7 protein-coding genes, 1 tRNA gene and 1 rRNA gene are annotated in these 11,617 nt (G+C 47.0%); 6 read left to right on the top strand and 3 right to left on the bottom strand.

Translation table 11 applies throughout. The features are described 5' to 3' along the window. The first annotated feature begins 16 nt into the window (after nucleotides 1-16). Nucleotides 17-658, top strand: coding sequence for a DUF2959 domain-containing protein (locus tag F0265_RS18250; RefSeq protein WP_171749943.1), 642 nt, complete (start codon nucleotides 17-19; stop codon nucleotides 656-658). A 168-nt stretch (nucleotides 659-826) separates the two neighbouring features. Here the strand turns inward: F0265_RS18250 and typA are convergent, their stop codons facing one another. Beyond that, nucleotides 827-2,656 (bottom strand): translational GTPase TypA, encoded by a 1,830-nt coding sequence (gene typA, locus F0265_RS18245; protein ID WP_006957230.1) that lies wholly within the window; start codon nucleotides 2,654-2,656, stop codon nucleotides 827-829. Nucleotides 2,657-3,145: 489 nt separating this feature from the next. Between typA and glnA the strand changes: the two genes are divergently transcribed. From glnA to add, 5 genes are all read left to right on the top strand, one after another. After that, a complete protein-coding gene (gene glnA / locus F0265_RS18240; protein WP_171749942.1) occupies nucleotides 3,146-4,555 on the top strand; it encodes a glutamate--ammonia ligase in 1,410 nt (469 codons plus the stop codon). Between the two features lie 290 nt (nucleotides 4,556-4,845). Continuing rightward, on the top strand, nucleotides 4,846-5,892 hold the full coding sequence (gene glnL, locus F0265_RS18235) for a nitrogen regulation protein NR(II) (RefSeq protein ID WP_019276616.1): 1,047 nt from the start codon (nucleotides 4,846-4,848) through the stop codon (nucleotides 5,890-5,892). Nucleotides 5,893-5,931: 39 nt separating this feature from the next. Continuing rightward, complete coding sequence (gene glnG, locus F0265_RS18230; RefSeq protein WP_019276617.1) at nucleotides 5,932-7,335, top strand: nitrogen regulation protein NR(I); 1,404 nt, start codon at nucleotides 5,932-5,934, stop codon at nucleotides 7,333-7,335. Nucleotides 7,336-7,490: 155 nt separating this feature from the next. Beyond that, on the top strand, nucleotides 7,491-10,031 hold the full coding sequence (locus F0265_RS18225) for an EAL domain-containing protein (protein WP_171749941.1): 2,541 nt from the start codon (nucleotides 7,491-7,493) through the stop codon (nucleotides 10,029-10,031). Nucleotides 10,032-10,129: 98 nt separating this feature from the next. Beyond that, nucleotides 10,130-11,134, top strand: coding sequence for an adenosine deaminase (add, locus tag F0265_RS18220; RefSeq protein WP_171749940.1), 1,005 nt, complete (start codon nucleotides 10,130-10,132; stop codon nucleotides 11,132-11,134). Between the two features lie 196 nt (nucleotides 11,135-11,330). On the opposite strand, the gene F0265_RS18215 is transcribed toward add, so the two are convergent. Continuing rightward, a tRNA-Ser gene (locus tag F0265_RS18215) sits at nucleotides 11,331-11,421 on the bottom strand. Between the two features lie 89 nt (nucleotides 11,422-11,510). Further along, nucleotides 11,511-11,617 (bottom strand): 5S ribosomal RNA (gene rrf, locus F0265_RS18210); the annotation flags it as partial.

Genomic DNA, 11,617 nt, shown 5'->3' with positions numbered 1-11,617 from the left:
AGGAAAGGACACAATCATGCCGTACTTACTGGCGCTGATGCTCTCCATTTTTACCCTCACGGGCTGCCAATCTGCTTATTACTCAGCGATGGAACAAGTAGGCTATCACAAACGCGACATCATGGTAGATCGTGTCGAAGATGCCAAACAGTCTCAGCAAGACGCGCAACAAGAGTTCACCAGCGCACTGGAAGCGCTCTCAGCACTCACTCAGTTTGATGGTGGCGAACTGGAAACGATCTACAACCAGATTAACGACAAATACCAAGACAGCGAAAAAGCAGCACAAGAAGTCAGTGACCGAATTGCGGCAATTGAAGATGTGTCAGACGCACTCTTCGCCGAATGGCAAAGCGAATTAGATCTCTACACCAGCACTAAGCTCAAACGGGCAAGTGAACAGAAGCTCAAAGAGACTCAGCGTTCATACAACACAATGTTAAGCGCAATGAAACGTGCAGAAGATAAGATGACACCTGTACTCAATACATTGCGAGACAATACGCTGTACTTGAAACACAACCTCAATGCGAGTGCGATTGGTTCACTACAAGGCGAGTTCGCAAACTTGGAACAAGATATCCAGTACGCAATCAAGGATATGAATGCCGCGATAGCAGAATCAGATAAGTTCCTGCAAAAGCTCAATCAAAAGTAGTGCTTTAAGGCCGCCTCCAAGTGAGGCGGTTTTCGTTTGTGGCCTCAGCGACTATAGCTGTTACCTGACGAACAAAGGCCACGCATTCTTTTACGACTGCGTAACAACAAAAAGCCCTGAGTTGATATCAACTCAGGGCTTTAAAGCTTAAATAACGATTAAGTAAAATTACTTAGCGTTACGTGCTTCACGCTTACGATCGCTTTCCGTTAGGAACTTCTTACGGATACGGATACTTTCAGGCGTTACTTCTACTAGCTCGTCGTCATCGATGAACTCAAGTGCTTGCTCAAGCGTCATGATGATTGGCGGAGTCAGTACCTGCGCATCATCAGTACCTGATGCACGAACGTTGGTTAGCTGCTTACCTTTCAGTACGTTTACCGTTAGGTCGTTGTCACGGCTGTGAATACCAACAACCATGCCTTCGTATACTTCAACACCGTGACCGATGAACATACGGCCACGCTCTTGAAGGTTGAATAGTGCGTTGGTTAGCGCTTTACCCATACCGTTAGAGATTAGGACACCGTTGATGCGCTGACCGATCTCGCCACCTTTGTGTGGACCGTAGTGATCGAATGTGTGGTAAAGAAGACCAGAACCCGACGTTAGCGTCATGAATTCAGTTTGGAAACCAATCAGACCACGAGAAGGCATGATGAAGTCCATACGCACGCGGCCTTTACCATCTGGAGACATGTCAGTCAGCTCACCTTTACGTAGGCCGATGTTCTCCATGATGCCGCCTTGGTGCTCTTCCATAACATCGATAGTTACCGTTTCGTACGGTTCCATTAGCTGACCATCTTCTTCTTTGATGATAACTTCAGGACGAGATACCGCTAGCTCGAAACCTTCACGACGCATGTTTTCGATCAGGATAGATAGGTGAAGTTCACCACGGCCTGATACGCGGAATTTGTCTGGATCATCTAGTTGCTCAACGCGCAGTGCAACGTTGTGTACTAGCTCTTTTTCTAGGCGCTCAAGGATGTTACGTGACGTTACGAATTTACCTTCTTTACCAGCAAACGGAGACGTGTTTACTTGGAACGTCATGGTTACCGTTGGCTCATCAACAGAAAGTGCTGGCAAGGCTTCAACTTGGTTTTGTGCACAAATAGTGTCTGAGATTTTCAGCTCACCAAGGCCTGTGATTGCAACGATGTCACCTGCGTTCGCTTGGTCGACTTCGTGACGCTCAAGACCTAGGTAGCCCATTACAGTGCCGACTTTACCGTTACGAGTCTTACCATCCGCACCGATAACGGTAACTTGTTGGTTAGGCTTAACGCTACCACGAGTGACACGAGCAACACCGATAACACCAACGTAAGAGCTGTAATCTAGCTGAGAAACCTGCATCTGCAGCGGGCCGTCTAGGTCAACTTGCGGTGCTGTCACTTCTTCAACGATAGTTTCGAATAGCGGTTCCATATCTTCGCCAGTTTCGCCTTCTTCTAGAGAAGCCCAACCGTTAAGCGCTGATGCGTAAACCACTTTGAAGTCTAGCTGTTCGTCAGTTGCACCTAGGTTATCGAATAGGTCGAACACCTGATCCATAACCCAGTCAGGACGAGCGCCAGGACGGTCAATCTTGTTGATAACAACAATTGGCTTAAGACCGTGAGCAAATGCTTTCTGTGTTACGAAGCGAGTCTGAGGCATAGGGCCATCAACAGCGTCAACAATCAGCAGCACTGAGTCTACCATTGACATGATACGCTCAACTTCACCACCGAAGTCCGCGTGTCCCGGAGTATCTACGATGTTGATGCGGTAGTCATTCCAGTTAATTGCTGTGTTCTTAGCAAGGATGGTAATGCCACGCTCTTTTTCGATGTCGTTCGAGTCCATGACTCGCTCTTCAGCTTCACCGCGAGACTCTAAAGTGCCTGATTGCTGTAGCAGTTTATCAACCAGTGTTGTTTTACCGTGGTCAACGTGCGCGATGATCGCGATATTTCTCAATTTATCAATCTGTGGAGTAGCCATGGATTTGATTCACTCGATAGTAGAAGCTCGCTTCAAACATGGTCGATGAATGAAGCGAGCTTACTTGATTAAAAAAACGGCCATAATGTACCAGATTTTAGCGAAAAACCCAGAAATATGTGATCTGATACGTTGGTTTTCTGAAGAATATGCTTTGATCGAACACAATATCGCTCTGAATATGCAAAATTGTGCATTGACATAGGTGGCGAATGGCGGCTGAATGGAATACGCTTTTGTTTCATATTGGTGCACCTTAAGAGATTTGCACCAATAAAGTGCAATTCAAGATCATTTTGGTGCAAGCTGGTGCACCAAACTGATACCAAAACCACTAATTCATTGAAATTAATGGAATAATTTTTTTGGCATGGTTTTGGCTTTATTGATATCAGCATCGATTAATACGATTGAAATGAAATTAATCAATGCTGGATTTGTTCATCAATCGAGCTAACACCGCTTTAATAACACTGGAGGTTATCCAAGATGTCAGTTGAAAACGTTCTATCGCTGATCCAAGAAAACGAAGTTAAGTTTGTTGACCTACGCTTTACCGATACAAAAGGTAAAGAGCAGCACATCTCAATTCCTGCTCACCAGATCGATGCAGACTTCTTCGAAGAAGGTAAGATGTTCGATGGTTCTTCAGTTGCTGGCTGGAAAGGCATCAACGAGTCAGACATGGTTATGATGCCAGATGCGTCATCCGCTGTACTTGACCCATTCACAGAAGATGCAACACTGAACATCCGTTGTGACATCCTTGAGCCTGCAACCATGCAAGGCTACGACCGCGACCCTCGCTCTATCGCCAAGCGTGCTGAAGACTACATGCGCTCTACAGGTGTTGCAGATACCGTACTTATCGGTCCTGAGCCAGAGTTCTTCCTATTCGACGACGTGAAGTTCGCGACTGATATGTCAGGCTCTTTCTTTAAGATCGACGACGTAGAAGCTGCATGGAACACAGGTTCTGATTACGAAGAAGGCAACAAAGGTCACCGTCCAGGCGTGAAAGGTGGTTACTTCCCAGTAGCTCCTGTTGATTCATCTCAAGACATCCGTTCTGCTATGTGTCTAATCATGGAAGAAATGGGTCTGGTTGTAGAAGCGCACCACCACGAAGTTGCGACTGCTGGTCAGAATGAAATCGCGACTCGCTTCAACACCTTGACAACCAAAGCAGATGAAATCCAAATCTACAAGTACGTGGTTCATAACGTTGCTCACGCATTTGGTAAGACCGCAACCTTTATGCCTAAACCACTAGTTGGTGACAACGGCTCTGGTATGCACGTTCACCAATCTCTAGCTAAAGACGGCGTTAACCTATTCGCGGGTGACAAGTACGGCGGCCTGTCTGAAACAGCCCTTTACTACATCGGTGGTATCATCAAGCACGCTCGCGCAATCAACGCATTCGCGAACGCAGCGACTAACTCATACAAGCGTCTCGTTCCAGGCTTCGAAGCACCTGTAATGCTGGCTTACTCTGCTCGTAACCGTAGTGCTTCTATTCGTATCCCTGTGGTACCAAGCCCGAAAGCACGTCGTATCGAAGTTCGCTTCGGTGATCCATCAGCTAACCCATACCTATGTTTCGCAGCAATGCTAATGGCTGGTCTTGACGGTATTAAGAACAAGATTCACCCAGGTGAAGCGATGGACAAAGACTTGTACGACCTACCAGCGGAAGAAGCAGCTGAAATCCCAACCGTTGCTTACTCACTGAAAGATGCACTAGATTCACTAGATGCAGACCGTGAGTTCCTAACAGCAGGTGGCGTGTTCTCTGATGACTTTATCGATTCTTACATCGGCCTTAAGTCTCAAGACGTCGAGCAAGTAAACATGACGACTCACCCACTTGAGTTCGAACTTTACTACTCAGTGTAATCGCTCGATCGATTAGCCCCTTCCTTCGAGGCTCACCTTTTTGGTGAGCCTTTTTTATGTCTTATATATCAATAAAATTCACTTCAAATCTTTTCTATTCAATATCTTATGCACGGCAAGCTTATTGCATTGTTACTGTTCATAACGGTGCAATTAACGGCAAGGATACTGAAAAGCCTGTGATATCTGGACTTTTCACTTCTTCTGCATGGGTTATTGCGCCATACTTGGAATGTAACCGCACCAAATTGGTGCATTGCACATTTTAAGGTCAAGGATGAGGGATAACCGTGAGCAGCGAACTCGATAACATAATACTCAATCATCAGGTCACCTCTGTGCTGATCATGAACGAATCGCTTCAGGTTCGTTACGCCAATCCAGCCGCAGAGCAGCTGTTTTCACAAAGCGCTAAACGCATCGTTGACCAGCCATTGTCCAAGCTCATTCAACACGCTTCCATGGACTTAGCCTTGTTGTCTCAACCGCTACAAAGCGGTCAGAGTATCACTGACAGCGATGTGACTTTTGTAGTCGATGGCAAACCCTTGATGCTTGAAGTCACCGTCAGCCCGATCTCTTGGCAGAAAGAGCTTATGCTGCTGGTCGAAATGCGCAAAATTGGTCAGCAACGTCGTTTATCACAAGAGCTGAATCAACACGCTCAACAGCAAGCCGCCAAGCTGCTGGTGCGTGGGCTCGCTCATGAGATAAAAAACCCACTGGGCGGGCTACGCGGCGCAGCGCAGTTACTAGAACGTATGCTGCCCGACCAATCTCTGACGGAATACACCCAAATCATCATCGAACAGGCGGACCGATTACGTTCCTTAGTCGATCGCTTACTTGGCCCACAAAAGCCTGGCAAGAAACAACAGGAAAACCTCCATCTGATTCTGGAGAAGGTGCGCCAGTTAGTCGAACTCGAAGTTGCACAGTCCGTGACGATTGAGCGCGATTACGACCCAAGCTTGCCTGAGTTTTTAATGGATTCGGATCAGATTGAGCAAGCGCTTTTGAATATTGTCAGTAATGCAGGGCAAATTCTGCAAAAGCAGAACAATGGCAATATCATCATTCGCACCAGAACGGTGCATCAAACCAACATTCACGGTCAGCGCTGCAAATTAGCGGCGCGGGTGGAGATCATCGACAACGGGCCGGGCATCCCCGCAGAATTACAAGACACCCTTTTCTATCCCATGGTCAGCGGAAGAGAAGGCGGCACAGGGCTGGGCTTATCCATTGCTCAGAACCTGATAGACCAGCATCAGGGCAAAATTGATGTCGAAAGCTGGCCAGGCAGAACCACATTCACCATATATCTGCCAATTTAAATTTTACGTTAGTGGCATTGCTGAAAGGATAAGTTTGTTATGAGTAAAGGATACGTTTGGGTAGTAGATGATGACAGCTCTATCCGCTGGGTCATGGAGAAAACCCTTTCATCAGCAAATATTAAGTGCGATACGTTTTCTGATGCAGAAAGCGTTCTACTGGCGCTGGAACGCGAAACACCGGACGTACTGGTGTCCGATATTCGTATGCCGGGCATCGACGGTATAGAGCTCCTCAAACAAGTAAACGAACGCTCACCAGACTTACCTGTGATCATCATGACGGCGCACTCTGATCTGGATGCCGCGGTCAATGCCTATCAAAAAGGGGCTTTCGAATACCTACCTAAGCCATTTGATGTGGATGAAACGCTAACGTTAGTTGAACGTGCCATCACCCACAGTCAGGAGCAAAAACGCGACCAAGCGAATTCAGACCCCAACGACTACAATGCGCCAGAAATTATTGGTGAAGCACCCGCAATGCAAGAGGTGTTTCGCGCTATCGGCCGCCTGTCTCGCTCTTCAATTTCAGTATTGATAAATGGTGAATCTGGTACAGGTAAAGAACTGGTCGCTCACGCACTGCACCGCCACAGCCCGCGAGCCAGTAAGCCATTTATTGCGCTTAACATGGCGGCAATTCCCAAAGACCTGATTGAGTCTGAATTGTTTGGGCATGAAAAAGGGGCCTTTACCGGTGCCAATAGCGTTCGACAAGGCCGTTTTGAGCAAGCTAACGGGGGGACTTTGTTTCTGGATGAAATTGGTGACATGCCACTCGACATTCAGACTCGGCTGCTACGTGTCCTCGCTGATGGTCAGTTCTATCGAGTCGGGGGGCACTCTCCAATCAAAGTGGATGTGCGTATTGTCGCCGCGACGCACCAGAATCTGGAAAAGCTGGTTCATCAAGGCGACTTTCGTGAAGATTTATTCCACCGTCTTAATGTTATCCGCGTGCAAATTCCAGCCCTTCGTGAACGTAAGCAAGATATCGAAAAGCTCACTCTGCACTTTCTTTCCTTAGCCGCAGAAGAACTTGGTGTGGATGTCAAAACCCTGCATCCTTCAGCGATTGAAGCATTGAATAAACTTAGCTGGCCGGGGAATGTCAGACAGCTAGAGAACATCTGTCGCTGGCTAACCGTCATGGCCAGTGGCAGCGAAATTCTCCCCGCCGATCTACCTGCTGAACTGCTAGAGGAAAAATCCAGCACCAGCTTTGATAGCAATGTCAGCTGGCAGCAGCAGCTTTCTAGCTGGGCAAGACAGTCGCTCTCTCAAGGGGATACCGAATTGCTGACCTACGCACTTCCTGAATTTGAACGTATACTTTTGGAAGCGGCCTTAGAGCATACTAACGGCCATAAGCAAGATGCAGCCAAAGTGCTTGGTTGGGGCAGAAACACTTTAACCAGAAAACTAAAAGAGCTTTATTAACATCTAGCTCATTAATTTATTCCATAAAGCCTGTCGCATTGTACAATTGATAAGCATTTTAGGGCTTTATGGGTCAGCACCAGTGCACTATGGCTGTTTGCTTGCAGACTCAAACCCGCCAACACGGATTTTAGTTTCAGGTATTTAAGGACAGCATGTCGGCAACTACGCAAATCACATTAAGAACCGCAGTCGTTCTCCCTTTTGTCATGATTTTTATCTTTACAATAGGGGTCATTGTCGCTGTGCAAAAGCGCAGCTACGAAGAGATGGTTCTCGATATCAGCGATAAACAACTCACGGCGCTCACAGATAACGTCACTCTTGAACTTAATGACTTTCTCAGTAAACCATTCGAAGCCAGCCTGTCTCTTAGCCATAACATCGGCTTTAATCAGCTCTACGAGAAAGGCGACACCAGTGAGATAGAACAGTTTCTCCTAGCCAGCTTCCAAGATTTGTATCGCTCCATACCGCAATTAGACGTAATTGGCTTTGGCGGCGAGGGCGCAGAGTATGTCGGCTTTCGTAAAGAATCGAATCAGGGTTACACCTTAATGATTCAAGATGACCGCACAGCACAGAAACTGGTTATTTATCGCGGTCAGATGATAAGCAAGGATGTTCGTTCAGTCTTTGAGGGTTATGACCCTAGGATTCGACCTTGGTACGCCCCAGTCGCCGAAAAGCAAGCGCCGATGTGGTCATCCATTTATGCCAATGCTGATGAACGTCAGGAAATCACTTTGTCAGCGTTAACGCCCGTTTACCAACAACAAGCGTTTCAGGGAGTGGTCGTCACCGACGTCAAAATCGACACCTTTAATACTTTCTTAAAGCATCAACAGGAAAAAACCAACGCGGCCATTTACCTGTTTGATGCGAAGCAAAGGCTGGTTGCACACTCTACTGGTGGAAGTGTTGTCTCGTGGGGCACGCCCCTCAGCGACAAAGGCCAGCGCTTATTGGCGACCGAGAGCTCCAATCCGATAGTTCAAACCAGTGCCCAGTACGCCTTTGACCAAGGCTATCACGCCTCGCAGGAAACCAATCGCTTTAGTATCGATATCAATGGTGCAAGATACTTCAATCACATCACACCTTACACCGATCAATTCGGCCTTAAATGGTATATCGGGGTAGCCATTTCTGAATCCGACTTACTCGGCCAATTACCTGAAAGCCAGCGTGATAGTTGGATCATCGGCGTCATTGCCAGTTTTATCGGCATCTTGATTGGTTTAGTGGCGTTTAATCGCGTCGTTGCACCCATCACTTCAACGGCTGCAGCTGCAAAACATTTGGCAAAAGGCGACTGGGACAGCACCATGCCTAAACCGGGCTACATCTACGAAACCAGCATGCTGGTCTTTGCCTTTAACGAAATGGCCAATAACCTCAAAGCCTCATTCCGCGCCTTGCGTTCGCAATTACTCTACGATTCATTGACCAAGCTTTACAGCCGAGAGGGGCTGATTGAGACCTGCGATGCGCTGCCTAAGATGAATGGTTGCCTGCTGCTGATCGGGATCAACAAATTCCGTGATATCAACGACAGTCTTGGCCACTATAAAGGCGATCAACTGCTGGTGATCATCGCCGAGCGCCTGCGAACTTTGTTCGACGATGATTGGTATCTCGCCAGAATTGCTGGTGATGAGTTTGCGTTTTATTTTTCTCAACCACCAAGTGATGAGCAGATTACCCTTGCGATCCATCGAATTCAGCAGATGTTCGCATCACCGTTTGTCATGGAGCAAGAAAGTGTGGTGGTGAATGTATCAATTGGTGTGGTGACCGAAAGTGAGCACAATAATATGACGCTTTGGCTTCGCAACGGCAGCATTGCGCTGAGCAATGCGAAGCAAGAGTTGACTCAGGTCAGCTACTACAAACCTGAAATGGCCGATGTTTCACGTAAACGCACGTTAATGCAGGCCAAAATCAAAGACGCTTTGGAGCATCAAGAGTTTGTTCCTTTCTACCAACCGATTGTTGATCTTAACACCGGAGCAGTCATCGGTGCCGAGGCGCTTGCCCGTTGGCTATCCCCCTCATCGGGTCTCATCTCACCACTCGACTTTATCCCTATCGCTGAAGAAAGCGGGCTAATTGGCTCTATCGGTGAGCAAATACTCACTCAGGCCTGCAATGACACGGTCAAAGGCATGAAAGAAGGCAAATGGGACGAGCGCTTCCATCTGCATGTTAACTTGTCAGTTAACCAGCTTTCTCAGCCAGATCTCATCGGTTCACTGCGCTCAGTACTTTCTTCATCAGGTTTAAACGCTGGCAACCTGACTTTAGAAATCACCGAGTCGAGGATTGTCGATAATGATCCTGTCATCGTTAAAAACATGCAGGCTATCCGAGATTTGGGTATTCATATCGCCATTGACGATTTTGGTACTGGCTACAGCTCTTTGGCATATCTGCATAAGCTGCCTTTTGACTGTTTGAAAATCGATCGAACTTTCGTGCAGAAAATGGAAAAAGAGAATCTCGACACGTCCATTGTCGCCGCCATCATCAACATGACTCGTGGTATGAAAGTTGACTTGGTCGCTGAAGGCATAGAGACATCAGAGCAGGCACAAATGCTAACATCTCTCAATTGCCCTCAGGGGCAGGGGTTCTTATTTAGTCGTCCAGTTCCGTTCGAAGAGTGGCCAACAGATCTGGTTAACATGAAGTAAATAACACCACTCTTGGCCGGTTTTGCGAGCATTTGCTACTGACACTTCTGGCATTGATTCTTATACTTAGCTCAATTCAGACAATCGGAATTACTATAATGATAACCAAGAACATACCACTTACAGATTTGCACCGTCATCTTGACGGAAACATCCGCACCAAAACCATTTTAGAACTTGGCCAGAAGTTTGGTATTGCCCTGCCAGCTTACGATGTGGAGTCACTGACACCGCATGTACAAATCGTTGAAGCAGAGCCGTCTCTTGTCGCGTTCCTATCTAAGTTAGATTGGGGAGTGTCGGTTCTTGGTGATCTGGACGCTTGTCGTCGCGTTGCTTACGAAAATGTTGAAGATGCACTGAATGCGCAAATTGATTACGCTGAGCTGCGCTTCTCACCTTACTACATGGCGATGAAACACAAACTGCCTGTAGAAGGTGTTGTTGAAGCGGTTGTCGATGGCGTAGAGGCTGGTGTTCGTGATTTTGGTATCAAAGCTAACCTAATTGGCATTATGAGTCGTACATTCGGTACAGATGCATGTCAGCAAGAACTGGATGCCATCCTGACACAAAAAGACAAAATTGTAGCCGTTGATCTGGCCGGTGACGAACTGGGCCAACCAGGTGATCGCTTTGTTAAACATTTCACTCAAGTCAAAGAAGCTGGTCTGAACGTAACGGTTCATGCAGGTGAAGCTGCCGGTGCCGAAAGCATGTGGCAAGCGATTCAAGAGCTAGGAGCCACTCGTATCGGTCATGGCGTCAAAGCCATTCACGATCCTAAACTGATGGATTACCTTGCAGAAAACCGCATTGGTATTGAGTCTTGTCTAACCTCTAACTTCCAGACCAGTACGGTAGAGTCTCTAGCCAACCACCCGATCAAACAGTTCCTTGATCACGGTGTGCTAGCCTGTCTGAACACCGATGACCCAGCAGTGGAAGGTATTGAGCTGCCATACGAATACGAAGTGGCTGCGCCGCAAGCTGGCCTATCACAAGATGAAATTCGTCAGACACAGATCAATGGCTTAGAGCTGGCATTCATCTCAGATACAGAGAAGCAAGAACTTAAGGATAAAGTCGCCAACCGCGCTTAATCTATTTACTCGCTTTTATTTGGCCGACATTATGTGTCGGCTTTTTTGTATCTTCAGAAACTAGATATAGAGGTGATGAGTTCAGCTTTTGGGCTGTCAGATCCGTTCTTTGTAGAAGTAGTATTTGTCAGGTAGTCGTTTTCAAATACCTGAAATGCAAAAAGCCCGTTGCGTTAGCAACGGGCTTTCTTAATAGTGGCGGAGAGATAGGGATTTGAACCCTAGATACGCTATTAACGTATGCCGGTTTTCAAGACCGGTGCTTTCAACCACTCAGCCATCTCTCCACAAATTGTCCTAAAACTTAGTCTTACTTTAATAATGCTAGGTTTTAGTTTTGCCTTTAGATTTTTCAAAATCTAAAAACAATAAACAAGCATGGCGATGTCCTACTCTCACATGGGGAAGCCCCACACTACCATCGGCGCTATTGCGTTTCACTTCTGAGTTCGGCATGGAATCAGGTGGGTCCACAACGCTATG

The sequence above is a fragment of the Vibrio sp. RE88 genome (genome assembly GCF_013113835.1).
Classification (GTDB): Bacteria; Pseudomonadota; Gammaproteobacteria; order Enterobacterales; family Vibrionaceae; genus Vibrio.
The sequence above is the reverse complement of the archived record's forward strand: the minus strand, read 5'-3'. Positions and strand labels throughout refer to the sequence as shown.

What these genes read in the sequence shown, in the direction of transcription:
- F0265_RS18250 (WP_171749943.1), top strand. Translation starts at nt 17, where the DNA reads ATGCCGTACTTACTGGCGCTGATGCTCTCCATTTTTACCCTCACGGGC.
- typA (WP_006957230.1), bottom strand. Translation starts at nt 2,656, where the DNA reads ATGGCTACTCCACAGATTGATAAATTGAGAAATATCGCGATCATCGCG.
- glnA (WP_171749942.1), top strand. Translation starts at nt 3,146, where the DNA reads ATGTCAGTTGAAAACGTTCTATCGCTGATCCAAGAAAACGAAGTTAAG.
- glnG (WP_019276617.1), top strand. Translation starts at nt 5,932, where the DNA reads ATGAGTAAAGGATACGTTTGGGTAGTAGATGATGACAGCTCTATCCGC.
- F0265_RS18225 (WP_171749941.1), top strand. Translation starts at nt 7,491, where the DNA reads ATGTCGGCAACTACGCAAATCACATTAAGAACCGCAGTCGTTCTCCCT.
- add (WP_171749940.1), top strand. Translation starts at nt 10,130, where the DNA reads ATGATAACCAAGAACATACCACTTACAGATTTGCACCGTCATCTTGAC.